This window comes from Spectribacter hydrogenoxidans, from assembly GCF_031846275.1.
Classification (GTDB): Bacteria; Pseudomonadota; Gammaproteobacteria; order Nevskiales; family Salinisphaeraceae; genus Spectribacter; species Spectribacter hydrogenoxidans.
The window spans coordinates 56,273-80,796 of sequence record NZ_JAVRIB010000013.1; the positions used below are offsets into that span (position 1 = coordinate 56,273).

Consider the following 24,524-nt stretch of genomic DNA (forward strand, 5'->3'; position numbering starts at 1 on the left):
ATCCGGTGGCGGGCAGGGACGGCGCAGCATCCGATTTCGACCGGCTCGTCGCGTTCAGTCGTGAACAGCTCCAGGCCCACGCCCGGGAACGCTTCCGCGATGGCGGCGGCACTCAGCCGAGCGTGACGCGGGTGGTCGCGGGCGAGGCTGAGGCGGTGTTCAAGGATTACGCCGACAGCGCCTGGCTGATGCGCTGGTTCGCGCCCCTGTTCGTTTATCGCGAGGCCAGCGCGCTGGAGCGGCTGGCCGGGATTGAGGGCATTCCGCGGGTGTACCGGCGGGTCGACGGGCTCGGCATCCTGATCGAGTATCTGCCGGCGCCCAAATGGTCGCGATCGCAACCCACCCCCGCGGCTCACGATCGACTGGAAAAACTGCTTGCTGACGTGCACGCGCGGGGGGTGGCACACGGGGACCTGCGCGGCTCGGGCAACATCCTGCTGCGTGCCGACGGCCAGCCCTGTCTGGTGGACTTCGTCGCCAGGGTACATCGCGGCCGACCCTGGAACCGGCCATGGAACGCGGTCTTTCGCGCCTTCTGCCAGGCTGATCGCAATGCGCTGGCCAAACTCAAGCTGCGCTGGGCGCCGGAACTCGCCACCGCGGAAGAGTGCCGCCGCGCCGAGCATCGCGGTTGGCCCGCCCGCATTGCCCGGGCGGTCGGCGTCGGTGTCCGGCGCCTGGTGCGGCTGCTCGTGCGCCAGCCGGATCGCTAGCGATGCGTGCGTTGTTCGGTCGCGTCCTGCTGCTGTTCGTGGGCCTCGTGCGCTGGCCGCTGCGGGCCTGGGTCCGCCCCCGGGTGACGCCCACCGATCTGAAGGAATTGGCGCTGGATGACCAGCAGCGCATCTGTTACGTGTTGGCCGGCACCGGCCTGAGCGATTGGCTGGCGCTGGAAATGGCGGTGGCCGCCCATGGCCTGCCGCGGCCGCATCCGGTGCGACATCGGCTGCCTGCGGATGACCGCGCGGTGGTGCTGGCTCTGCCGGAAGCGGCGGGGCGCGGCCGGGCGGTCTGGCAGCGCATGATCCAGCAGGGCATGGACGACCCGGCCTCCGGTATCCAGATCGTGCCGGTATCCATTTTCTGGGGGCAGAACCCGGTCAAGGAGACGTCGCTGTTCCGCATCCTGTTCGCGGATACCGAACGCCCGGGACGCCTGCGCAAGCTGCTGATCATCCTGGCCCAGGGCCGAAACACCCTGCTGCATTTCGGGCAGCCGCTGGATTACGGTGCCTTCGCCGGGCGCGACGTCGCCCCCGAGGTGGCGGTGCGCAAGCTTTCCCGGGTGCTGCGGGTGCATTTCCGCCGTCAGCGGGCGGCTACCCTGGGACCGACACTGTCGCATCGCGGTCAGGTGATCAATTCGGTACTGGCCGACCCGGAAGTGCGGGCGGTGATCGAGCGCACTGCCCGGGCCGAGAACGTCAGCGTCGCCGCCATCCGGGCCCGGGCGCGATCCTGCGCCGACGAGATCGCCGCCGACTACTCCAACATTGCCATCGGCTTCATGCTGCGGGTGCTGTCCTGGCTGTGGCATCGCATCTACGACGGAGTGGAGGTGGCACACCTGCAACGGCTGCGGGATACCGCCCACGACGCGTCGCTGGTGTATCTGCCCTCGCATCGCAGCCACATGGATTACCTGCTGGTGTCCTACATCCTCTACCAGGAGGGCTTCGCCCTGCCGCAGATTGCTGCCGGCATCAATCTTGACTTCTGGCCGGTCGGCGGGCTGCTGCGGCGTTGCGGGGCGTTCTACCTCCGTCGCAGTTTCCGGGGCGACAAGCTCTACACCGCGGTTTTCCGCAGCTACGTCGACGTGCTCATCGGCCGCGGTCAGCCGATGAAGTTCTACCCGGAGGGTGGGCGCAGCCGCACCGGCCGGCTGTTGCCGCCCAAGACCGGCATGCTGGCGATGGTGGCCGGCGGCCTGCTGCATCATCCGGACCGCCCGGTGGCGCTGGTGCCGGTCTATATCGGCTACGACCGGGTGATGGAGGTGAACAGCTACTTCGAGGAACTCAGCGGCACCCGTCCGAAGAAGGGTGAATCCGTACGCGGATTGCTGCGCAGCAGCCGCAAGGTGCTGTCGCGCAAGTATGGACGGGCGCACATCGCGTTCGGTGAACCGCTGCGTCTGGACCAGTGGGCGGATCGCCACCGGCCTGGCTGGCGCCGGGAGCTGCCGGCGGTGCCGGGCCCCTCGCGCCCGGACTGGCTGGCCGGTTTCGTCGACGACGTGGCCGAGACGGTGATGGTGCGCATCAATGCCGCGGCCTCGCTGAATGCCGCCGGGCTGGTGTCGCTGATCCTGCTGGGCAGCCCGCAGAAGGCGGTGGCCGAGCACGAGCTGATCCACGGGGTGGAGGCCCTGCTGGCACTGGCGCGGGCCTGTCCCTACAGCCCGGATGTTCGCCTGCCGTCGGCGGACGGGGCCGCGCTGCTGGCCGAGGCCGAGCCGCTGGTGCGGTTGCAGCGTCATCCGCATGCCTGGGGTGACGTGCTCACGCTGGCCGAGCGCGACGCGGTGTTGTTGACCTATACCCGCAACAACGTGATGCACCTGTTCGCACTGCCCTCGCTGCTGGCCAACTTCTTCGCCCATGCGGAAACCTGTTCGCGGGCCGGCGTGCTGCGTGACGCCGAGGCGCTCTACCCGCTACTGGCCTCGGAACTGTTCCTGCGCTGGCCGGCGGACGGGGTAGCGTCGGCACTGGAAGCCGCGCTCGACGGCATGCTCACCGTGGGTCTGCTGACCGAGGATGAACACAGCGGCGACCTGCGGCGCCCGGCGGTGGGCACCCGCGAATTCGCGGCCCTGATCGGCCTGGCGCGCATCATGCGCGAAACGCTGGAGCGTTACGGGATGACCGCGGTGCTGCTGGCCAACAGCCTCGACAGCGGCCACATCGAGCGCGGAGCCTTCGAGCGCCAGTGTCAGCTTATGGCCGAACGCATGGCCATCCTCACCGGCCGCAATAGCCCGGAGTTCTTCGATCTGCGGCTGTTCCGCAATCATCTGCAAACGCTCAAGCGCGACGGACTGCTCACCGGCAATGGTGGGTCCCTGCGTATCGATCCGCGCATGCGGACGCTGGCCGAACACGCCCTGCAGCTGCTGGGGCCGGATATCCGTCAGACCATCCTGCATCTCACTAGCCAGCCGACGGCCGAGCGCGGGGCGCAAGAACCGGCATCATCCTGACCGGCATGCCGGGGCATGCCGGGGCAGGCAGGAGCGGCGGACCGAAGTCCGCGCTGCAACAAATTCCGGCTTTAGCCGCCCGCCTTGTCCGTCGGGTTTCTGGCGATAATCGCCGGGGTTCGAATCGCGATCACAGGGCCACCCGGATGCCGCCCCAGATGCCCCGCGGTGCCCCCGGTCCGATGAAGCGGAAGGCGTCCTCGAACTGCGGGCCGGCCAGGACCTCGTCCGATTCGCCGTACACCCCGAAGGTCTCGTAGTCAGTGTCGAACACGTTGTTGACCCGGGCGAACAGCGATACGGCGTTGGTAACCGCCAGTTCGCCGTGGAGATTGACGATGGCGTAACCGCCGATCTGTTCGCTGTCGGTGTTGGACTCGTCGCCGCGGAAGATCTGGTCGCTGTTGCCGACCACGTCCAACCCCAGCCGCAGCTGTTCGGTGGCATTCCAGTCGGCGCCCAGCTTGAATATGTGTTCCGGCACCAGCGGCAGCCGGTCGCCCGAGTTGACCTGCTGGGCGCTTCCCGCCGCCCGGGTTTCGCCCGGGTTGTCCGGATCGGGCTCGCGATTGGGATGGTTGGGCGAGTTCACCCGGAAGCTGTCGCGGAACTCGGCCTGGACGAAGGTGTAGTCGGCGGTCAGCCGCAGCCGCGGCATCGCCTGCCAGTCCAGTCCCAGCTCCACGCCCTGGCGGCGGGTGTCGCCCACGTTGTCGAAAAAGCCCTCGAAGCGATTGCCCGCGGAAATGAAGATGATGTCGTCCTCGTTGACGGCATGGAATACTGCCGAGCGCCAGCCCAGATGGCGGGTACCGCCGCGGGCGCCGATTTCGACGGTGGTGGCCACTACCTGTTCCAGCGGCGGATCATCCACGAAGCCGTTGGGCAGACGGCAGGGGGCATCGGGATTGGCGCAGGTCAGTTCCAGCGGGGAGGGTGCCCGCGAGGACTGACCGACGCTGCTGAAGAAGGTCAGCTGGCGGGATACCGCCCAGGCCATGCCGGTGGTCATGTTCAGGCGGGAGAAATGATGATCGCCATCCAGGCTGTTGCCGGGTTCGGTGGCAAAGGCCGGGGTCTGATCATTGAGCGTGATGTTGGTGCGATTGAAGCGCCCGCCCAGGGTCCATTCGAGATCCGGCGTCAGCGGAGCGCGATGCATGAAGAATGCGCCGATGTTGTCGTTTTCCACGTTGACCCGGGTGAACGATTCGCCCACGAAGAAACCGCTGCCCACGGTGCCGCGTTCGGCGGTCAGTCGGGCGACTTCCTGTTGTGAGGCGAAGTCGCTGTCGCCAGCGTCGTAGGTCAGGCCGGTGGTCAGTTCGCCGCCGATCAGCCCCGGGGTGCGCAACTGCAGGTTGACGCCGTACCCGTCCTGCCGGGTGCTGGAGGTGTTCTGGGTGCCGCCCAGAGTGGCCGGTCCGGCCGGGATCGGATCGCCGTTGGGCTGTTCCACCACCTCGGCCATGGCGTCCGGCTCCTCGGGTTCCTCACAGAGGTTTGCCGCATTGGGATCGCCGGCGCCGAGGAATTCCTCGCATTCGTCGAATTCGCTGCCGTCACCATTGAAGGTGTCGACGTCGCTCTGGCGATAATAGCCGCCCCAGGCCAGCGAGGTACGATCACTGAGATCACGCACCCCCCGCAGGTTGAACATCATCAGTTGCGGCGAGGTCTCGTCCGGGTAGGTGAATATCTGGTCGCGGCCACGCTCTTCGGCCAGCCGCTGTGGTACGGCGCCGTTGCCGCGCAGCCGGTTGTCGGCGGCGGTCACCGAGAAATGGGTTTCGCCGTGTTCGCCGATGTGGCTGAACTTGGAAAACAGCTGCAATACCTCCGAATCGGAGAAATCGCGCCAGCCGTCTTCCTCCATGCCCTGTACCAGGAACAGCCAGCCGAGGTTGCCGCTGTTGCCGCCCAGGGAGACATGCCCGCCATAGCGCCCGAAATCGCCGCCGTAGGCCTGGGCTTGCAGGCCCGGATGGGAGAAGCCGGACTTGGTCTTGATGTTGAGCGCACCGCCCAGGGTGTTCAGCCCGAAAAGGGGGTTGGAACCGGGCAGCAGATCAATGTCGGCGATCGCCGCCTGCGGGATCAGGTCGAAGTTGACGGTGTCGCCGAACGGCTCGTTCACCCGTACCCCATCCTGGTACACCGACAGGCCCTGCGGCAGCCCCAGCAGGGGCGAGGCGACGTAGCCGCGGTATTTCAGGTCCGGCTGAAACGGGTTGTTCACGGCGTCGTTGACATGGACGCTGCCCAGTTCGGTGTTCAGGAACTCCACCATGTTGACCGACTCCGATCGCTCGATGTCGGCCGCCGTACTGGACTGCACATTGGCGGGATAGCGGTCGGCGTCCACCTCGCTGCCCTCGAACGGCGTCGTGCTGATCACGTCTACCTGATCGAGCGCGTCCGGGTCGCCGGATGACTGGGCCCAGGCCCCGGTGGCGGCCAGCGCCAGTGTCAGCGCCATCTTCCCCTTGATGATCGGCATTCGATGTCTCCCTCTCCGATTACTCTCGTCGTCGGCCAGGGCGCATGGTTGAACGGGGCCCCTATTCGCTCAATGGGAATACTTCCCGATTTTTCGGCGGCGTGCGCGGCAGCCTGGCGTGTACCCGGGTTCCGCGTCCGGGCCGGCTGTCGATCTGCAGCTGCCCGCCCAGCAACTCCGCCCGTTCGCGCATGCCGGAGATGCCCACGCCGGTGGACATTCGTGCCGGGTCGAACCCGTTGCCGTCATCCTCGATAGTAGCGGTCACCTGACCGCCCTCGTGGGCCAGCCGGATACGGATGGTCCGGGGGTCCGCGTGCCGGTGGGCGTTGGTCAGGGCCTCCTGCACGATACGGAACGCGTGGATGGCGATCTCCGGATCCAGGGCTGACAGGTCGTTGGCTGGCGTCAGGTGATACGCGATATCCGGATTCTGCCGCTGCCAGCCGGCCACCGTTTCCTCCAGCGCCGCGGCCAGGCCCAGCTCGTCGAGGCCGGGTGGGCGCAGCCGGCGCATCATGCTGCGGGCCTGGTCGTAGATGCGGCCGGCCACGTCGTTGATCGCCCGGGCCGATTCCGCCACGTCGGCCGGCAGGCTGGTCTCGCGGGCGAGAATGCCGCCCACGTCCGCGCGGATGGCGGTCAGGCTCTGGCCCAGTTCGTCGTGCAGTTCACGGGCCAGCCGCTGGCGCTCGGTTTCCTGGATGCGCAGGGAGTGGCGGTGCAGCCGCTGGTTCTCGTCGCGGGTGCGTTCCAGCGTGGCCACCATCAGATTGAAGCGGGCGGCGAGGCGGTCGAACTCCGGCATGTCGAAGGCCGGCAGGCGGCGCTCGAGCTCGCCGTGCTCCACCCCGGCCAGAGCGGCGCTGATGGTATGCACCGGCCGGGTGATGCGGCCCAGCGAACGGAACACCGCGGCCAGCGATACCGCGTAGAACAGCAGAATCAGCGCCAGCAGACCTCGCACGTCGCGCCAGGCCTCGGCGATTTCATCGGCCGGATCGGCATGAATCAGGATGCGCCCCGGCTGGCCCTCGATGTCGAGCACGGTTTCGGCCGCCTGTTCCGGGCGGGTCAGTGTGGCGAACCAGGCTGGTGTACCGGGTGGCGTGGTATCCGCGCAGGTCGGGGCCGGGGTGCGTGGCAGAATGAGGCGCAGACACAGATGACGTAGCTGTTCCCCCGGGGTGAACTGGCGCAGCAGGGTATTGCTGTCGGTATGCCGGGGCAGCGTGCGCCCCAGCAATGCCGCGGCCAGGGATACGGTGGCTTCGGTCTCGTCGCTGACCGCGGTTCGGGCGTTCTGGATCACCAGCGCGGCGGCGGCCAGCAGCACGGCTGCCAGCAGCAGCGTGATGAACAGCATCAGCCGCGCCCGCAGGCCCAGCCGGGGCGACCGTCGCGGCCCGAGATTGCCCGCGGGCTGACGGCCGGCAGCCACCGTCAGGCGGCGATCACGCCGCGCCGGATCGCCAGCCGGGTCAGATCTGCCGCCGAGGTGGCATCCAGCTTGGTGCGGATACGGCTGGCATGGTTGGAGACCGTCTTCGGGCTCAAAAACAGGGCGTTGGCGATCTCCGGCACCGCATGACCCTCGGCCAGCAGTCGGAATATCTCGAATTCCCGCCGCGACAGACAGGCAAGCGGATCGATGCCGGCTCCCGCCATGGCCAGGGTCGGGTCGAGATACTGCCGGCCGCTGGCGACATCGCGTACCGCCTCCACCAGAACCTCGGCCACCGCTCGTTTGGTGAGGTAGCCGTCGGCCCCGGCCTGCAGAGCCCGTTTGACGAAAATTTCCTCCTCATGCACCGAGAACACCAGCACCCGGGTGTCGGGGCGACGCTTGCGGATACGCGAACAGGCCTCGATGCCGCTCATCCCCGGCAGCGAGAGATCCATTACCACCACGTCGAAATGTGTCTGGCTGACCAGATGGTAGGCCGATTCGCCTGTGTCGGTTTCACCGTGGACCACGATGTCGGGCGCACTTTTCAGCAGCCGGCCGTAACCGGCCCGCACCACCGCGTGGTCATCGACCAGCAATACCCGGATGCCTGCCTGTTCCGTGCTCATGACGCCGATGATAATGCAATCACTGCGGGGCCAGACCGGCGCCGTCGAAATCGGCCTGGCGCCAGGCCTCGAAGGCGATTACCGACACCGCATTGGACAGGTTCAGGCTGCGATTGCCTGGCCGCATGGGAATGCGCAGCACCTGGTCCGGCGGTAGTCCGGACAGCAGCGCATCCGGCAATCCCCGGGTTTCCGGTCCGAACAGCAGGACGTCATCGGCCCGGTACCGGACTTCGTCGTATCGCTTCCGGCCGCGAGTAGAGCAGGCCAGCAGCCGGTGACCGGGCAGGGCGGCCAGCAGTGCGGGCAAGTCCGGCCAAGTACGCAGACAGGCCAGCTCCCGGTAATCCAGCCCGGCCCGCCTGAGACGGGCATCGTCCAGCTCGAATCCCAGCGGCTCAATCAGATGCAGCGTGGTACCTAGGTTGGCGCACAGGCGGATCACATTGCCGGTGTTGGGGGGGATTTCGGGTTGGTAGAGGGCGATGTGCATCGAAATATAGTCGCATTTGTTCGGGCCGGGATGCCTTGTGCGCTTCGGTCGGCGAGGGGGGGGGGGGCGACGGCACGTCCGCGTGCCGGCGAAAACCGCGCGCCCTTCCTTGGCGCGCCCCCTTCAGGCCAGGGACCTCGCCGCCCGCAGTGCTTGGCTCGCCCGACGGAAAGGGAAGAGTGCTGTTCTCGAACCGCCCGCGTCGTCAGCCCCGTTAGCGTTTGCGGCGCGGCCGGTCGGCCGGTACCGGATTGGCGATAGCAGCGCTAATCGCTCGAACGATTCCTACCGCAACGCCAACAGGCGTCGAATTGCCCCGGCAGCTGTTCCCCGCAGCCGCCGCAGCGCCAGGCCTGGCGGGTGGCGGTGTCGTCGGCCTCGAATCGCCGGATCAGGGCGCGGGCGGGGTCGACCTGGTCCGGGTCGGTCACCCACAGGGTGGGGTAGGCGTTGGCCGGCAGTTCCCCCATGCCGCCCCACAGGAACTGGCCGCGGATGTGGGCCTCGATGCCATGCCCGGCGAGATAGTCGCGCACGATATGGGCATTGGCAGGGTCGGAGGCGGTATAGATCTGATGCTGGCTCATGCGGTGACGTGGTCCGGCCTGGTTGCGATTGACAGGGGGTTGGCGGCTGCCTAATGTTCGGCGATACGCCCCGCTCCGGACAAGTTCATGAACCGATCGACAGTCACGCGAACCAAAGCAGCGCTGGCCAGCCTGTTGCTGGCAGTCGCGGCCGCCGGGTTCCAGCCGGTTCACGCGGCGGACGTGGACGCCGCCCATGCTCCGTCGGCAGCGGCGATGGGAGTGGATGTGCTGGTGATCCGACCCCTGAGTCTGGTGGCGACGGTGGCGGGTACCGGGCTGTTCGTGGTGTCGCTGCCATTTTCGGCACTGGGTCGGAATACCGATGAAGCCGCCGGTCAGCTGGTCGGTGCGCCGGCCCGCTATACCTTCCTGCGCCCGCTCGGCGACTTCGGCGGCCCCGCCGCCCTGCGCTGATGCGCCCGAACGGGGCGACTTACTCGCCGGCGGCGTCCGGCGACTGACCCTTCCACCGACGACCCTTGCAGCAAGACCGCGCGGGGCTCCTCATTGTTTTTCCTTGGCTGTGCTAGGGTCTGGCGCTTGTCAATGGCAATGCTTTGGGAATGCCGATAATGAGCCAGGACGCAGAAGTCGCGGAGCTTCAGGAACGCTACGACACCGAGTACGAAGTCGGTGAGGACAATATCCACCCGTTCGGGCTGGACCTGCACAATCCCGTCTTTCTCTGGAGCGCGATTCTGATCGTGATCTTCGTGGCCGGCTCCATGCTGTTCCCGGATATCTCGAAGACCGCCTTGACTGGTGCCCGCGACTGGGTCATCAACACCTTCGACTGGCTGTTCCTGAGTGCCGGCAATTTTTTCGTGCTGTTCTGCCTGGCCCTGATCGTGCTGCCGTTCGGTCGCATCCGCCTGGGCGGCCAGGATGCCGAGCCGGCGTTCTCCCGCATGTCGTGGTTCGCCATGCTGTTTGCCGCCGGCATGGGAATCGGGCTGATGTTCTGGTCGGTGGCCGAGCCGGTGGGCTACTTCACCGAATGGGCGGGTTCGCCCCTGAACGTGGCGGGTGGCACCGACGCCGCCAGGACTGCCGCCATGGGTGCGGTGATGTATCACTGGGCGCTGCACCCCTGGGCCATCTACGGCGTGGTGGCACTGTCACTGGCCTTCTTTGCCTATAACAAGGGCCTGCCGCTGGCGATCCGTTCGGTGTTCTACCCGCTGTTCGGTGATCGCGTCTGGGGCCCGCTGGGCAACGTGATCGATACCCTGGCGGTGGTGGCTACCATCTTCGGCCTGGCCACGTCCCTGGGGTTCGGTGCCCAACAGGCCGCGGGCGGCATGCAGTTCCTGTTCGGTATTGCCGACAGCCTGATGGTGGAAATCCTGATCATCGCCGGCGTCACCGCGGTGGCGCTGGTATCCGTGGTGCGCGGCATCGACGGCGGCGTAAAACTGTTGAGCAATATCAACATCATGCTGGCCGGGCTGTTGCTGCTGTTCGTCATCATCACCGGTTCGGTGATGGGCTTCTTCGCCAGCCTGGGGACCACTGTGGCCGGCTACGCCGAGTACCTGTTGCCGCTGAGCAATCCGGTCGGCCGTGAAGACGAGACCTTCTACCACTCGTGGACCATCTTCTACTGGGCCTGGTGGATTTCCTGGTCGCCGTTCGTGGGCATGTTCATCGCCCGGGTGTCTCGCGGTCGCACTGTCCGCGAATTCCTCACTGCCGTGCTGATTGTGCCGATGGTGGTCACCGCCATCTGGATGAGCGCGTTCGGCGGCAGTGGGCTGGATCAGGCCGTCAACGGCGTGGGGTCGCTGGCCAATGGCATCAGCGATTCCTCGCTATCGCTGTTCCACATGCTGGAGAATCTGCCCCTGGCAGGCGTTACCTCGTTCCTGGCCATCACGCTGGTGCTGGTGTTCTTCATCACCTCGTCGGATTCCGGCTCCTTGGTGATCGATACCATCACCGCCGGCGGCAAGACCGAGGCGCCGGTGGCTCAGCGGGTGTTCTGGTGTGTCGCCGAGGGTCTGATCGCCGCGGCGCTGCTGGTGGTTGGCGGTGCCGAGGCATTGTCCGCCCTGCAGGCCGCCGCGGTAACCACCGGGCTGCCGTTCACGCTGGTTTTGCTGCTGATGTGCGTGGCCCTGCTGAAGGGGCTCAATCACGAGCTGCAGTTGTTGCGTGCCGAGGAGAAGAGCGCCGGGGTCACCGCCCGCCAGGGGGCATAGCGCACGGCGTCAGCCGACTGGCGATTACCGGCTTTCGTTGTCGCCGGTAGCCGCCGTGTCGGCCTGACCGGAAGCCGCCGCCCCGGCAATGGTGATCTCGATGCGCCGGTTGCGGGCGCGTCCCTCGGCGGTGTCGTTGTCGGCCACCGGCTGTTCGGCCCCGAGTGCCCGGGCTTCCAGTATCCCTGCGTCCACGCCCTGTTCGGCCAGGAACCGCACCACGCCGGTGGCCCGGGCCGCCGACAGCTCCCAGTTGCTGGGGTAGCGCTCGCGCAGATAGGGCTTTAGCGGCTGGTTGTCGGTGTGGCCGGCCACGATGACCCGGGTCGGCCCGCGGGCCTTCAACCGGCCAGCGAGCTCGGCCAGCAGCTGTTCGCCCGCGCTGGTCAGCCGGTGCCGGCCGGAGGGGAACAGGACCGCGGAATCCAGGGTGATGCGCTCGGCATCCGGCAGTTCCGGATCGGCCTCGACCGCGCGGAATGTCGGCGTTTCAGGCGCCTGCCGCTGGAAGCGGATGCGAAAGGTCAGGTCGTTGATCTGCTCGCCGCGCCATGCCAGCGTGCGACCGCGCTGCTGCCAGTTGCCGTCCCGGTTGCTCTGGGCATCCAGCACTTCAATGTTTGCCGGCAGGATCCAGACATAGGAAAAGTGGGCGAACGGATCCGGGCTGTTCCACTTGCCGTAGTGGCCATTGTCCAGTTCGCGGCCGTCCCAGCTGTGGAAGGTGGTGCTGCCGTCGGGATTGTCGGTGAGCTGCCAGTCGCGGAAGCGGTCGGCGCGCATCAATGCGTAGTCGCCGCTGTCGAACACCAGCCGGGTGCCGTCGTCCGTGGTTTCCCGGCGGTAGTCGGCGGGATGGATGTAGACGTAGTCGTCCACGCTCTCGCCCTCGGCCAGGAACAGTGCCCGGCCGGGCAGGTCGGAGCGCAGGGTCTTGTACACCGTGTAGCTTTCGCCGTCGGCGTTGAGTACGAAGATTTCCTCGCGCGAGACGTCCGCCGCGGCGCTGGCGGTGATCAGCGCCAGCACCGCCGCGAAGGCCGCGCGCCGGTCAGGGCGCTGCGACATCGTCCATCGGCAGGACTTCGACCTCGGCCCACTCGAGTTCGCGGATCGGGGTTTCGATCTTTTCCAGGTCGCCGACCACCACCCAGATCAGCTGTTCCGGCTTCAGCAGCGTTTCCGCGGCCTGCTCGAGCGCGGGGATGTCCAGTGCCTGAACCCGGGTAACGTAATTCTGGTAGTAGTCCTCGGGAAGGCCGAACACGGCCAGGTTGGCGAAGGTCCCGGCCAGTTCGCTGCTGGTTTCGTTATTGCCTGGCAGGGTGCGGGTGAGGTTTGCCTGAGCCGAGGTCAGTTCCTCTTCCGTGGGCGGCTGGTCACCCAGGATGCCGGTGATCTCGGCGCGCATCTCCTTTATCGCCGGCGCGGTCTGGTCAATCTGTACCGAGGCGTAGGTGAAGAAGGGTTGCTGGGCGCGGGCGTCCATCAGCAGGCTGCGGGCGCCGTAGGACCAGTTCTTTTCCTCGCGCAGGTTGAGATTGATGCGCGAGTTGAACATGCCGCCGAGAATGGCGTTGACCGTGTTCATGGCGATGTCCTGCGGATGCGACTTGGGCGGCGCCAGGCTGCCGGCGATCACCGTGGCCTGGCTGCTGCCGGGCTTGTCGATCAGGTAGATACGTTGCTGATCCGGCATCGGCTGATCGGGCAGATTCTTGAGCGGCGGCGCATCATCTCCGGCCTGCCAGTCGCCGAACGCTTCCTCGACCAGGGGCTTGAGCGTGGCCATGTCGGTGTCACCCACCACGATCAGCGTGGCATTGTCCGGGCGTACCCAGCGTCGGTGGAAGGCCTGCATGTCGGCGACGGTCAGTTCCTCGATGGCCGCCGTGGTGCCGCTGCCGGTCAGGGGCACGCCGTAGGCATGTTTATCGCCGTAGAGCAGCGGGCCGATGGTGCGCAGGGCCAGGCTGGTGGGGTTGGATTTTTCCTGGGCGATGCTGGCCAAGCGCTGTTTCGACAGCCGCTGGAACTGCTCTTCCGGGAACGATGGCCGGCGGATCACGTCGGCATAGAGGTCCATCGAGGCGTCCAGCTTGCTGCTGATGGCCGACATGCTGATGCTGGAGGCGTCCAGCGACGAGCTGGTGGACAGGCTGGCGCCAAGGCGGTCGAGTTCGGCGCTGATTGCGAGGCCGTCGCGCTGTTCGGTGCCTTCATCAAGCATGCCCAGGGCCAGGCTGGCAGTACCCGGCGCGCCCTTGGGATCGGCGGCGTAGCCGGCATCCAGCATCATGCGCATCTGCACCACCGGGGCGGCATCGCGCTCGGCCAGCCAGATCTTCATGCCGTTATCCAGTTCGGCGTGTTGCAGTTCGGGCAGGGTCAGGTCCGGCGCGTCTCCGATATCCGGCAATTGCGAGCGGTCCACGTCGCTGTCGGCGTGGCTGTGCCCGCCGAAGGGCAGTACGGACAGCACATAGACGCCATCGGAAAGCCATTGCCTGGCGGTGGCCTGCAGGGCGTCAGGCTGCACGTTGCGCAGGGTGTCGAGATACTGGCGGAAGTGGCCCGGATCGTCGTGATAGACCGCGCCGCGGGCCAGGATGTCGGCCTTGCCGCCGAAACCGCCGATGCGTTCGGCCCCGCGCAGAAACGACGCGGCCAGGCTGGTGCGGCTGCGGTCGAGTTCCTCGGCACTGACGCCTTCCTCGATGAAGCGGGTGAGTTCCTCGTCCAGCGCGGCCTCCACCTCGGCCAGCGGCACGTCCGGCCGGGCGGTGGCGGTGATGATGAACTGCGAGCCGATCTCCTTGCTCCACAGATCGGCCGACACGTCGGTGGCGAGCTGCTCGTCGTATACCAGCCGCTTGTACAGCCGGCTGGTCTTGGAGCCGGCCAGTAGATGGGCGGCGACCTGTAGCCGGGTTTCGTCCGCGGTGCCGTCGGCCGGCACGTTCCAGGTCTTGTAGACACGGGCCTGGGGCACGCGGTCCTGCATCACCTGGCGGTGTTCGCCGGTCATCGGCGCGACCCACTCCTTCTGGTGCTCCAGCGGCGGCCCGGCGGGGATGCTGCCGAAGTAGCGCTCGACTTTGTCGCGCACGGTGTCGGGGTCGATGTCACCCGCGATCACCAGGGTCGCGTTGGAGGGACCGTAGTAGCGCTTGAACCAGGCCTTCACGTCCTCCAGCGAGGCCGCGTTCAGGTCCTCGATCGAGCCGATGGTGGACCAGGAATAGGGATGGCCGTCGGGATAGGTGTTGGGCGGCAGCTTTTCCCAGACCTCGCCGTAGGGCTGGCTGGCCCGCTGCTTCTTCTCGTTGATCACCACGCCGCGCTGTTCGTCGAGACGGGCCTGATCCACCGCGCCCAGGAAATGCCCCATGCGGTCGGATTCCATCCACAGGGCCATGTCCAGTGCCGGGACCGGGACGTTGGCGAAGTAGTTGGTGCGATCGGTATTGGTGGTGCCGTTCATCGAGGTGGCGCCGGCCCGTTCGAAGGGCTCGAAATACTCGCCGTCCCAGTTCTCGCTGCCCTGGAACATCAGGTGCTCGAACAGGTGGGCGAAGCCGGTCTGGGCCGGACCCTCGTCCTTGGACCCGACGTGGTACCAGATGTTGACTGAAACAATCGGGGCCTTGTGGTCTTCGTGCACCACCACGTCCAGCCCGTTGCCGAGGGTGAAGCGGGTGAATTCGATGTCCACGTCGGGAATGTCCCTGCCGCCACCGGTGTTGTCGGCGGCGGCCTCGGCGGCCTTTGCCGCTTCGGGGCTCGGCGCTTCGGCAGCCTGCGCCTGTTCGGCGGGCTGGCAGCCGGCGGTAGCAAGGCCGATCAGCAGGGCATAGGTGGCGGGTGAGCCGGCGTGGCGGCTGGGCATTGTCTGTCTCCTCGATCGCGGATCGCCCGGAGCTTATCAGGCGACCACCGCTGTTGTTGACCGCCCGCGGCCGCAGGCGTTCCGGGCGGCGCATGACGCGGTAGACTGCGAAAACCGGATTGCCGATTTTTCTCGTAATGTCCCAGCTAACCCTGCGCGCCGCCCTGCTCGGCATCATGCTCGCCATGATCCTGGCCGGGGCCAATGCCTACCTGGCCCTGTTCGCCGGCCTGACGGTGTCCGCCTCGATTCCCGCCGCGGTGGTGTCGATGGCGATACTGCGAGCCCTGGCCCGCGGCAGCATTCTCGAGAACAATATCGTCCAGACGGCGGCGAGCGCCGGCGAGTCGATCGCCGCGGGCGTGATCTTCACCCTGCCGGCGCTGGTCCTGCTGGGTTACTGGGACAGTTTCCCCTACTGGTGGGTGGTGTTCATCGCCGGCATCGGCGGCCTGTTGGGGGTGCTGATCACGGTGCCGCTGCGGCATGCCCTGATCCACGGCATGGACCTGCCGTTTCCCGAAGGCCGGGCCACCGCCGAGGTGCTGCGGGCCGGCCATGGCCAGGCCGGGGCCGGGATGGGGATGCTGCTGATCGGCGTGGTGGTCGGCGGGGCCACCAAGCTGGCGGAGAGCGGGCTGAGGCTGTGGCAGGCCACCGGCGAAGTAGCCGCGCAGGTGGGCCAGACGGTGTTCTACGCCGGGGCCAACCTGTCACCGGCGCTGCTGGCGGTGGGGTACATCGTGGGCTTCAACATCGCGGTCCTGGTATTCGCGGGCGGCTTGTTCGCCTGGGGTGTGGTGGTGCCGCTTTACGCGCTGGTGCATGGTTTGCCGCCGGCGGATACGCCCCTCGACGCGGCCTGGTCGCTGTGGAGCGAACAGATTCGCTACATGGGCGTCGGGGCGATGCTGGTCGGCGGCCTGTGGGCGCTGTGGGCCATGCGGGACTCGCTGGTCGCCGGGCTGCAGCGCATCGGCGGGACCAGCGTGCTTGGCGGCGAAGGTGATCTTCCGCGCTGGCTGCTCGGCGGGCTGGGGCTGGTCCTGATCGTCCCCATGTTCGTGTTCTACGCCGGGCTGCTGGATTCCGCGGTGGCCGCGGTGCCGCTCACGCTGATGATGCTGGTGGCCGCCGGGCTGTTCTCGGCGGTGGCGGCCTACATGGCCGGGCTGGTGGGCTCCTCCAACAATCCGGTGTCGGGCGTCACCATCGCGACCATCCTGATCACCGCGCTGCTGCTTCTGTGGCTGTTCGGCGACGACACGCTGGGCCCGGTGGCCGCCATTCTGGTGGGCGCGGTGGTGTGCTGCGCTGCCGCTATCGGCGGGGACAACATGCAGGATCTCAAGGCCGGCGCCATCCTGGGCGCGGCCCCCTGGCAGCAGCAGCTGGCGCAGATGCTGGGCGTGGCCAGCAGCGTGTGCGTGCTGGCGCCGGTGCTATCACTGCTGCTCAACGCCTATGGCATCGGCGTGCCGACCGAAGCGCATCCCGATCCCCTGCCGGCGCCCCAGGCCAGCCTGATGGCGGCGGTGGCCGGCGGTGTGTTCGGCGGGGATCTGCCTTGGTCGATGGTAGGGCTGGGGGCGCTGGTGGCGGTGGCCCTGATCGCAGCCGACGAGTGGCTGCGTCGCGCCGGGTCGGATTTCCGGCTGCCCGTACTGGCGGTGGCGGTAGGCATCTACCTGCCTCTGTCGCTTTCGGTGCCGATCGCCCTGGGCGGGCTGATGGCCCTGCTGGCCGGTCAGCGTCCGGTGCAGGGGTCAGGGCTGCTGGCCGCCGCCGGCCTGATTACCGGCGAAGCGCTGATGGGCATCGGCCTGGCCGTGCCGATCGTGGTCAGCGGCGACCGGGATGTGCTGGCTGTCGCCGGCGTATCGCTGGGGCCCTGGCCGGGCCTGGTGATCATGCTGGCGCTTTGTGCCTGGCTGGCGCGTATCCGGCCGGGCACTTCCCGCGAACAGGGGTAGTGTGTTGTCCGCCGGCTGCCCTATAGTGGGGTCCCGGTCTGTTCGGACCGGGAGTGGAACAACAAGTCAATCCAAACCGGATTCTGGGAGATTCACGATGAAAAAGATTCTACTGGCAAGCGCGCTGCTGGGCTCGAGCATGGCCGCGAGCGCGGTGGCGCCGGGCGGCCCGGGTTGCGGCTGGGGCAACCTGGTCTTCGAAGGCAAGAGCGGTCTGCCCGTTCACCTTCTGGCAACCATCGTCAACGGCACCTCGGGTAATGCCACCTTCGGCATGACCAGTGGCACCAACGGCTGTAGCACCAACGGGGCGCTTACCTACGGCGGCGAGAGCCTGCTGTCGCAGAACGGCGTGCTCGAGGAAGTGGCGCAGGACATGGCTACCGGCCAGGGTGAAGCCCTGACCGCGCTGTCCGTGTCCATGGGCATCGACGTTGCCGACCGCGATCACTTCAACGCCCTGATGCACGACAACTTCTCGGCAGTGTTCCCGGCCGAGGACGTCACCGCGCGCGACGTGATGAACAACATCGTTCACGTCATGCGTTCCGATGAGCGCCTGTCAGGCTACGTGTCCTGATCTAGAGGCAATTCGAGGTGCCCCGCCCGTGTGGCGGGGCACCTTCCTGAACTTCGCGCCTGCGGGCGCACCATCTGCCGCCCCGCGGCCCGGACTTGACCCCACGGTTTGATTCGCGCCGCCCTGATCTTCTGCCTCTCCGCCGCGGCCGGGATGGCCCACGCGGCCCCCACCGATGCCGATTTCACGGCCTGGGCGTCATCCGCCCGCTGGCAGGCCCTGATGCACATCAACCCCGGCGCTACCCTGCGGGATGTCGGCGCCAGCTATGTCGATGACCCGGACTTTTTCCTGGCCGAATCCGGCAAGCGCGACCCGCGTGCGGAACTGGTGGCCAGCCATGCCGCCCTGAGCCAGCGGGGTGCCGCTGCCATCTGCCGCTTTCCGGCACGCTACCGGTTCCTCGCAGAGCGCCTCGACTGGCCGCATGACGGGGTCTTCGATCACTGCGAGGAATACCCCGAGTGGCGCGAGAAGATGCCCACCGGTCAGCTGGTGCTGGCATTTCCCGCTGCTTATCTGAACAGCCCCTCGTCGATGTTCGGGCACACACTGCTGCGGCTGGACCCGGAACCCGATCCCGACTCCACCTGGTTGTCACGCGCGATCAACTTCGGCGCCCAGGTGAACCCGAACGAGAACTCGCTGTTCTACATCTGGCGCGGGCTTGGTGGCGGCTATCCGGGTCATTTCTCGCTGACCGCCTACGTGGAGAAGATCCGCGACTACGCCCACCTGGAAAATCGCGATATCTGGGAATACGCGCTGAATCTCGACGCCGACGAGCTGGACTGGCTGGTGCGGCATCTGTGGGAACTGCGCAACATCAATTTCGACTACTTCTTCTTCGACGAGAACTGCTCCTTCCGCCTGCTGGAGCTGATCAAGGTGGCCCGGCCTCGGGCGCCGCTGATCGAACGTTTCCGATTCGCCGAGCTGCCGGTGAATACCGTGCGCACCCTCTATCGCGCCGGACTGGTCACCGAGCGCCGCTATCGGCCGTCCAAGGCCAACGAGCTGGAGTTCGCCGCCGCCGATCTGAGCGATCCGGAACTGACGCTGGCCCGGCAGCTGGTCGAGGATCCCGCGGCGGCGGAGTCACCCGCCTTCCGGCGCCATCCATCGCATCGCCGCCACCGTATTGCCCGGGTGGCATATCAGGCGCTACGGCTGGAAGCCCGCGACCAGGCTCGTACTGATGACGTCGCTCGTCACAGCCTGGCGCTGCTGCGGGTGGTGCAGCGCAATCCGGCGCTGCCGGCCCCCGAACCGCCCGAACCGGCGGCCCCGGAGACCGGTCATGGCACCGAGATGGCCCGGTTCGGGCTGGGCTCGCGCGGCGGCAGCGAGTTCGTCGAAGCGGGTTACCGCCTGACCTACCACGACGTGCTCGATCCGGTGACCGGCTTCCTGCGTGGCGCCGGCATCGAAGGCCTGGACATCAATCTGCGCCTGGACCAGGCCGAGGGGCTGGTGCTGGAAAGTCTCGATCTGGTCAACATCCGCTCGCTGGCCCCGCGCGGCGCCTTCGTCAAACCCACGTCATGGTTCGTGCACGGCGGGCTGGAGCGCGTGCGCGCGGGTACCGATGGCGATACCGATCACCGGCGCCAGGCGCTGTTTCTGCAGGGCGGGCCTGGCGCGACCTGGCAGATCGGGAACTGGCTGGTCTACGGACTGGCGACCGCCCGGGCCGAGCAGGTGTCGGGGGCGGAACCGGCAGTGCGCCTGGGTGCCGGCCCCGAGTTCGGGGCGTTGTATCAGCGCCCGGGTTGGCAGCTGGGACTGATGCAGACCAGCCGATGGTATGAGGCCGGGTTCGCGCGCCATCGCAGCGAACTCACGCTGAACCTGCCGGTCACGTCCCAGGACGCCGTCCGGCTGGGCTGCGACTACCGCGACTGGTCCGGCGGCGACGAGGTGGGCTGTCGTGTGGCGCTGCGCCATTTCTTTGATTGACCGGCGCCTGACCGTAGCGCTGGCGCTTCTGCTGCTGGCACTGCCGGGACCGGCCCCGGCGGTCGACAGCGGCAGCCGCGAGCTGGCCGAGTCCCGCGCCTGGCGCACGCTTCTGCATTACCGGCCGCGCTCGGGCGGCGATGCGGTGAGTGCGGTGGTCAGCGGCGATTTCTTTCTGGCGTCCGATGGCCGCACCAATCCGGCCGCGGAACTGGCGGCGATGCGAACGGCGCTGGAACACGGTGGCCGTGCGCCGGGCCGTGATCGTCCGGCGCATTGTCTGTTTCCGGCTCGGGCGGCCTGGCTGGCCGAGCAGCTCGGCCTGACGCCGCCGGACGCTTCGGACTGCCCCGAGCTTGAGCGCTGGCAGGCGCGGCTGGATCCGGATGGCGTGAGTCTGGTGTTCCCCACCGCCTACACCGGCAGCGCGGCGTCGCTGTTCGGGCACACCCTGCTGCGGCTGGACACCGCACGCGACGGGGAATTGTTGGCCCATGCGGTGAACTTCGCCGCCATTACCGGCGAGGATGCCGGACTGGGCTTTGCCTGGCGCGGGCTGACCGGCGGCTATGCCGGGCAGTTCGGGGTGTTTCCCTACTACGAGAAGGTGCGGGACTATGCCTGGATCGAGAACCGCGACATCTGGTCGTATCCGCTGGACCTGACCGCCTCCGAACGCCGCCGGCTGGTGAGCCACCTGTGGGAATTGCGCGGGATGAAGTTCGAGTATTTCTTTCTCAACCGCAACTGCGCCTATCAGCTGCTGACCCTGCTGGAGGCGGTGCGGCCCTCGCTCGATCTGGCGTCCACCTTCGACTGGTATGCCATCCCCGCCGACACCATAAGGGCCGTGGATTCGGTGCCTGGACTGCTGGGTGAGGCGACGTTCCGGCCGGCGCTGGCCCACCGGCTGCAAGTGTCCGCCGGTCAGATGGTGCCCGCGAACCGGCGGCTGGCACTGGCCGTGTCGCGGGGGGAGCAGACGCCCGATGCGTCGCCCGTCGCCCGGTTGTCACCGTCGGTGCGCGCCCGGGTGCTGGAACTGGCCCATGATCATGTGTACTACCGCGTGCAGACGGGACGCCTGCCGCCCGCCGAGGGCGATGCGCGCCTGCAGGCCATCCTGGTCGCTCGCAGCCGTGTGCAGGCGGGCAGTGGGCTGGCTTCGCCTTCGGCGCCGCCAGTGGCGCCCCATGCTGGTCACGCCAGCCGGCGGGTGGGGGTGTCGATGGTCAACGAGGACGCGGACTGGTCACTGGGGTTGCACGGCCGGGTGGCCTATCACGACCTGCTGGATCCGCCCGGGGGCTACAGCGAGGGCACGCAGCTGGCCTTCCTCTCCGCGGACCTGCGCGTGGACACTCGCCGCGACCGCATCGAAATCGACCGCCTGGGGCTGGTGGATATCGCCTCCCTGCGTCCCCGCAATGCGCTGTTCGATCCCTGGTCCTGGCAGTTCTCGGCCGGGCTGCGGCAGCGGCCGGTGAGCGTGCCCGGCGATCCGGATGGCCATCTCGGCGGCTTTGCCCAGGGCGGCCCGGGTCTGGCCTGGTCGCTGGCCGACCGGGTGACCGGTTATATGTTCGCGTTGAGCAGCCTGGACGCGAATCACGGCTATGACGCCGACTACGCCGTGGGCGCCGGCGCCAGTGCCGGGGTATTGGCGACACTGCGTCCCGGTTGGCGGCTGCGCGCGGAACTCGGGGCACTCGACCATGTGGCCGGCGATTCGGGCCACCGGTCCTGGGCGTCCCTGACCCAGCAGTGGTCATTGCCCGGCGGACTGGGGCTGCGGGCCGGCGTGACGCTGGAAGACACTGCCCGGCACGACTTCGTCCGCGGCCGAATGTCCCTGCTGGCATACTTTTGAGAACATGACCGACTGGCACATCATCGACGGCTGGCTCGACGCGGCAACCTGCTGCCCGTCACCCAATTTCGATGCCCGGCCGGCCGGCATGGCGGTGGACCTGCTGGTGGTGCATGGCATCAGCCTGCCGCCGGGCGAGTTCGGCGGCGACGCCATCGAGGCGCTGTTCTGCAACCGGCTGGATCCGGACGCCCATCCCTATTTCACCGCCATCGCTGGCCTGCGGGTGTCCGCGCACCTGCTGATCCGCCGGGATGGCCGGATGCAGCAGTTCGTGCGATTCGAGGACCGGGCCTGGCACGCCGGCGAATCCCGGTTCCGCGGGCGGCCGCGTTGCAACGATTTCGCGGTGGGTATCGAACTGGAGGGTACGGACGATTGCCCCTATGAGGCAGTCCAGTATCAGCAGCTGGCGGCGACCGCGCGGCTGCTGATGGCCCGCTTTCCGGGGATTGTTGCAGACCGTATAGTGGGCCACAGTGATATTGCACCGCAGCGAAAGACTGATCCGGGTCCGGCGTTCGACTGGCCGCGTTTCCGGTCGATGCTCGACCACCCCGAAGTTGACTGACAGGCGCGGACCGACGGCGCCGGGAGCACGGGCATGACGCTTATCGTGATCTTTGCCGCGTTGATCGCGGAACGGCTGCTCAGCCATCTGCGGCGCTGGCGCGAGTACGACTGGTACGGGCGTTATCTGGACCAGCTTCAGTCCTCGACCCTGTTCGACGGCCTGTGGCGTTCGGCCTGGGGCCTGCTGCTGATCGCGCCACCGCTGTTGCTGATCGGGGCGGTTCAGGCGCTGCTGGAGGGCGGTATCTTCAGCCTGCTGGGGCTGCTGTTCTCGGTGCTCGTGCTGGTGTTCGCCCTCGGCCCGCGGGATCTATGGGAGGAGGTGCGCGCCTACCGCGCCGCCCTGCAGGAAGACCGCCGTGAAGCCGCCGATTCGATCGCCGCGGATCTGGTCGGCGACACCGAGCAGACGGCGGAACACGCGGATCCGCGGACCGTGATCCGCGCGATCTTTCTGCAGGGGCACGAGCGGGTGTTCGGCGTGCTGCTGTGGTTCTTCGTGCTCGGACCGCTGGGCGCGGCGGCCTACCGGCTGGTGGCGGCTTCGCCACGGCATTTCCGGCGGCTGGATGCCGGCGAGCCACTGCAGGATGCCTCCCAGCGCCTGCACGGTATTCTTGCCTGGGCGCCGCAACATCTGGCCATGCTGCTCTATGGTCTGGCCGGCAGCACTGACGGGGCGTTGACCGCCTGGCGTCAGCGCGATGCGGCCGACGGCGACAACTGGGTCGAGCAAGGTTGGCAGCGGCTGGTGGCAATCGGGTGCGGTGCGCTGCTGATCGACGAGGAACAGGCGCCACCGCCGGACATCGACGAACGCCTGCGCCAGGCCATCGGTATCGTATCCCGCAGCCTGATCATCCTGCTGGCGGTGCTGTCGGCGTTTACCATTGGCGGCTGGATTACCTGACACTTCATCCGACTAAGGGAGGAACCTTTGGGCTCGACACAGCAGTTTCTGGCCAGGGCCATCGAAGCGGCGCGCGCCGCCGAAGTGGTGATTCGCCACTACTACCAGGGCGAATTCGAGGTTTCGGACAAGGCCGATGACAGCCCGGTTACGGTGGCCGATGTGGAAAGCGAGCGGGCAATCAAGTCGGTGCTGTCCGACGCCTTCCCGGAACATGGCTTCTATGGCGAGGAACTGGGCCGTGAATCCGCCGACGCCGAATATGTGTGGCTGATCGATCCCATCGACGGCACCAAGAGTTTCGTGCGCGGCTATCCCTTCTTTTCCACCCAGATCGCGCTGATGCATCGCGGTGAACTGGTGGTTGGCGTGTCCAACGCGCCGATGTTCAACGGCGGCGAAATGGCGGCGGCCGCACTAGGCGAGGGTGCTACGCTAAACGGCGAGCCGATCCGCGTCAGCGAGGTCGACCGGCTCGACCGCGCCACCCTGTCACTCGGCAATATCGGCACGCTGGCCGGTTCCGATCGCTGGTCGAACGTGGGGGAACTGCTGCGGGCTGTCCACCGGCATCGGGGCTACGGCGACTTCTATCATTACCATCTGCTGGCAGCCGGCCGCATCGACCTGATTGTCGAATCCGACCTCAACATTCTGGACATCGCCGCCCTGGCCGTGATTCTGCGTGAAGCCGGCGGCGAAATCGGCCAGCTGGACGGCGGGCCGATCGGTCTGGATACCACCAGCGTGTTTGCCAGCAACGGGCGCGTTGGCGACGCTGCCCGGCGGATTCTGCGGTTGCCGGATTGAGTTCCTGCCTCTTCGGCCCCGACATGGCTTGCCGCATGGATGCGGCCCCACGACGGAGAAGTCCCATGGATTGGTGGGTCCGGCTTCCGTGGGGCGTCATTCGTGGCGCCTGCCCAAACGGCCGGAAACCGGGATAAGCGGCGCATCCCCGGGATGGCCGCGTCATGGCCATCCGGGTTGATCCGAGCAATGCCAGCCTACATCTGGAAGGTCAGGCTTTGGTGGATCCCGTGATTCGCGCCCAATGGTCGGCTCGAACTTGCGGCCACTCCAGCTTCAGCCAGGGGGCGTAGCGTTCGGGGTGCTCGGCCAGTTCGGCATCCAGGGCATCCGGTTCGATCCACTGAATATCGGCGATTTCGTTGATGTTGACTCGGACCGGATGGTCGTCCGTCGCGGCATAGACCGAACACAGTTCGTGTTCCGATCCCAGATCGCCATAGCGGGCGTGGTATTCGAAGCGGTAGAGGAATGTCAGCGGCGGACTCACGCCCAGTTCCTCGTGAATGCGGCGGGCCGCCGCCTCGGTGTCTGACTCGCCCCGGCGCGGGTGGCTGCAGCAGCTGTTGGCCCAGAAGCCCGGCCACAGCCGCTTCTGCGGGCTGCGTTGCTGCAGCAGGAGGCGGCCCCGGCGGTCGAACAGGAAGATGGAGAATGCCCGGTGCAGCAGGCCCTCGCCGTCGTGACAGGCGTCCTTGGATTCGAAGCCGAGCAGGTTGTCCTCGCTGTCGACCCGGATCAGGGGCTCGTCGTCGAAGGAGACGACCGCGTGATTGGCTGGCGTGGTGCTCGGCATGGACTCAGACCACCGAAGCGCTAACGGCAAGGGGCGCAAAGGTCCGTAAAGAGGTGTTCGTTCGGGCCGGCGTTTTCCCGGCAACGAACGCTGGCA

General features: G+C 67.3%; 19 protein-coding genes. 11 read left to right on the forward strand and 8 right to left on the reverse strand.

The window, feature by feature from the left end; all coding sequences use genetic code 11:
• Positions 1-5: 5 nt before the first annotated feature.
• Both RM532_RS12475 and plsB read left to right on the forward strand, forming a co-directional pair.
• Positions 6-716, forward strand: a complete 711-nt coding sequence (locus RM532_RS12475; protein WP_311653664.1) for a protein kinase family protein — start codon at positions 6-8, stop codon at positions 714-716.
• Positions 717-718: 2 nt separating this feature from the next.
• Complete coding sequence (gene plsB / locus RM532_RS12480; protein ID WP_311653665.1) at positions 719-3,208, forward strand: glycerol-3-phosphate 1-O-acyltransferase PlsB; 2,490 nt, start codon at positions 719-721, stop codon at positions 3,206-3,208.
• Positions 3,209-3,338: 130 nt separating this feature from the next.
• On the opposite strand, the gene RM532_RS12485 is transcribed toward plsB, so the two are convergent.
• From RM532_RS12485 to RM532_RS12505, 5 genes are all read right to left on the reverse strand, one after another.
• A complete protein-coding gene (locus RM532_RS12485) occupies positions 3,339-5,708 on the reverse strand; it encodes a TonB-dependent receptor (RefSeq protein ID WP_311653666.1) in 2,370 nt (789 codons plus the stop codon).
• Positions 5,709-5,769: 61 nt separating this feature from the next.
• Complete coding sequence (locus RM532_RS12490) at positions 5,770-7,149, reverse strand: sensor histidine kinase (RefSeq protein ID WP_311653667.1); 1,380 nt, start codon at positions 7,147-7,149, stop codon at positions 5,770-5,772.
• 2 nt (positions 7,150-7,151) lie between these two features.
• Positions 7,152-7,784: a response regulator transcription factor gene (locus RM532_RS12495; RefSeq protein ID WP_311653668.1), complete on the reverse strand. Its 633-nt coding sequence runs from the start codon at positions 7,782-7,784 to the stop codon at positions 7,152-7,154.
• 19 nt (positions 7,785-7,803) lie between these two features.
• Entirely contained in the window at positions 7,804-8,277 is a 474-nt protein-coding gene (locus RM532_RS12500; protein ID WP_311653669.1) for a tRNA (cytidine(34)-2'-O)-methyltransferase, read from the reverse strand.
• 266 nt (positions 8,278-8,543) lie between these two features.
• Positions 8,544-8,864, reverse strand: coding sequence for a putative signal transducing protein (locus RM532_RS12505; RefSeq protein ID WP_311653670.1), 321 nt, complete (start codon positions 8,862-8,864; stop codon positions 8,544-8,546).
• A gap of 87 nt (positions 8,865-8,951) precedes the next feature.
• Between RM532_RS12505 and RM532_RS12510 the strand changes: the two genes are divergently transcribed.
• Positions 8,952-9,281 carry a hypothetical protein gene (locus tag RM532_RS12510; RefSeq protein WP_311653671.1) on the forward strand — a complete coding sequence of 110 codons (330 nt, stop codon included), beginning with the start codon at positions 8,952-8,954 and terminating at the stop codon, positions 9,279-9,281.
• 149 nt (positions 9,282-9,430) lie between these two features.
• On the forward strand, positions 9,431-11,068 hold the full coding sequence (locus tag RM532_RS12515; protein ID WP_423246899.1) for a BCCT family transporter: 1,638 nt from the start codon (positions 9,431-9,433) through the stop codon (positions 11,066-11,068).
• Between the two features lie 24 nt (positions 11,069-11,092).
• Here RM532_RS12515 and RM532_RS12520 read toward each other — a convergent pair whose 3' ends face one another.
• Complete coding sequence (locus tag RM532_RS12520) at positions 11,093-12,136, reverse strand: OmpA family protein (protein WP_311653673.1); 1,044 nt, start codon at positions 12,134-12,136, stop codon at positions 11,093-11,095.
• On the reverse strand, positions 12,120-14,957 hold the full coding sequence (locus tag RM532_RS12525) for a M16 family metallopeptidase (protein WP_311653674.1): 2,838 nt from the start codon (positions 14,955-14,957) through the stop codon (positions 12,120-12,122). Before RM532_RS12525 ends, RM532_RS12520 begins: the two co-directional genes overlap by 17 nt.
• Positions 14,958-15,094: 137 nt before the next feature.
• Between RM532_RS12525 and RM532_RS12530 the strand changes: the two genes are divergently transcribed.
• The 7 genes from RM532_RS12530 to RM532_RS12560 all read left to right on the forward strand — a co-directional run bounded on the left by RM532_RS12530 (position 15,095) and on the right by RM532_RS12560 (position 23,632).
• Positions 15,095-16,930, forward strand: coding sequence for an OPT family oligopeptide transporter (locus RM532_RS12530; protein ID WP_311653675.1), 1,836 nt, complete (start codon positions 15,095-15,097; stop codon positions 16,928-16,930).
• A 97-nt stretch (positions 16,931-17,027) separates the two neighbouring features.
• Positions 17,028-17,510: a DUF3015 domain-containing protein gene (locus RM532_RS12535; RefSeq protein WP_311653676.1), complete on the forward strand. Its 483-nt coding sequence runs from the start codon at positions 17,028-17,030 to the stop codon at positions 17,508-17,510.
• A 108-nt stretch (positions 17,511-17,618) separates the two neighbouring features.
• Positions 17,619-19,469, forward strand: coding sequence for an Lnb N-terminal periplasmic domain-containing protein (locus tag RM532_RS12540; RefSeq protein ID WP_311653677.1), 1,851 nt, complete (start codon positions 17,619-17,621; stop codon positions 19,467-19,469).
• Entirely contained in the window at positions 19,462-21,339 is a 1,878-nt protein-coding gene (locus RM532_RS12545) for an Lnb N-terminal periplasmic domain-containing protein (RefSeq protein WP_311653678.1), read from the forward strand. The genes RM532_RS12540 and RM532_RS12545 overlap by 8 nt, the downstream gene beginning before the upstream one ends.
• A gap of 4 nt (positions 21,340-21,343) precedes the next feature.
• Positions 21,344-21,910 (forward strand): 1,6-anhydro-N-acetylmuramyl-L-alanine amidase AmpD, encoded by a 567-nt coding sequence (gene ampD / locus RM532_RS12550; protein ID WP_311653679.1) that lies wholly within the window; start codon positions 21,344-21,346, stop codon positions 21,908-21,910.
• Between the two features lie 33 nt (positions 21,911-21,943).
• Positions 21,944-22,822 (forward strand): regulatory signaling modulator protein AmpE, encoded by an 879-nt coding sequence (gene ampE, locus RM532_RS12555; protein WP_311653680.1) that lies wholly within the window; start codon positions 21,944-21,946, stop codon positions 22,820-22,822.
• Positions 22,823-22,849: 27 nt separating this feature from the next.
• Entirely contained in the window at positions 22,850-23,632 is a 783-nt protein-coding gene (locus tag RM532_RS12560; RefSeq protein ID WP_311653681.1) for an inositol monophosphatase family protein, read from the forward strand.
• 211 nt (positions 23,633-23,843) lie between these two features.
• On the opposite strand, the gene idi is transcribed toward RM532_RS12560, so the two are convergent.
• The gene (gene idi / locus RM532_RS12565) at positions 23,844-24,428 is read right to left on the reverse strand and encodes an isopentenyl-diphosphate Delta-isomerase (protein ID WP_311653682.1); all 585 of its coding nucleotides are present in this window, start codon (positions 24,426-24,428) and stop codon (positions 23,844-23,846) included.
• Between the last annotated feature and the right edge of the window lie 96 nt (positions 24,429-24,524).

Excerpts from the sequence above, each read along its gene's own strand:
- RM532_RS12530 (WP_311653675.1), top strand. The coding sequence starts at position 15,095 with ATGTCCCAGCTAACCCTGCGCGCCGCCCTGCTCGGCATCATGCTCGCC.
- plsB (WP_311653665.1), top strand. The coding sequence starts at position 719 with ATGCGTGCGTTGTTCGGTCGCGTCCTGCTGCTGTTCGTGGGCCTCGTG.
- ampD (WP_311653679.1), top strand. The coding sequence starts at position 21,344 with ATGACCGACTGGCACATCATCGACGGCTGGCTCGACGCGGCAACCTGC.
- RM532_RS12520 (WP_311653673.1), bottom strand. The coding sequence starts at position 12,136 with ATGTCGCAGCGCCCTGACCGGCGCGCGGCCTTCGCGGCGGTGCTGGCG.
- RM532_RS12485 (WP_311653666.1), bottom strand. The coding sequence starts at position 5,708 with ATGCCGATCATCAAGGGGAAGATGGCGCTGACACTGGCGCTGGCCGCC.
- ampE (WP_311653680.1), top strand. The coding sequence starts at position 21,944 with ATGACGCTTATCGTGATCTTTGCCGCGTTGATCGCGGAACGGCTGCTC.
- RM532_RS12515 (WP_423246899.1), top strand. The coding sequence starts at position 9,431 with ATGCCGATAATGAGCCAGGACGCAGAAGTCGCGGAGCTTCAGGAACGC.
- RM532_RS12535 (WP_311653676.1), top strand. The coding sequence starts at position 17,028 with ATGAAAAAGATTCTACTGGCAAGCGCGCTGCTGGGCTCGAGCATGGCC.
- RM532_RS12495 (WP_311653668.1), bottom strand. The coding sequence starts at position 7,784 with ATGAGCACGGAACAGGCAGGCATCCGGGTATTGCTGGTCGATGACCAC.
- RM532_RS12510 (WP_311653671.1), top strand. The coding sequence starts at position 8,952 with ATGAACCGATCGACAGTCACGCGAACCAAAGCAGCGCTGGCCAGCCTG.
- RM532_RS12500 (WP_311653669.1), bottom strand. The coding sequence starts at position 8,277 with ATGCACATCGCCCTCTACCAACCCGAAATCCCCCCCAACACCGGCAAT.
- idi (WP_311653682.1), bottom strand. The coding sequence starts at position 24,428 with ATGCCGAGCACCACGCCAGCCAATCACGCGGTCGTCTCCTTCGACGAC.
- RM532_RS12525 (WP_311653674.1), bottom strand. The coding sequence starts at position 14,957 with ATGCCCAGCCGCCACGCCGGCTCACCCGCCACCTATGCCCTGCTGATC.
- RM532_RS12505 (WP_311653670.1), bottom strand. The coding sequence starts at position 8,864 with ATGAGCCAGCATCAGATCTATACCGCCTCCGACCCTGCCAATGCCCAT.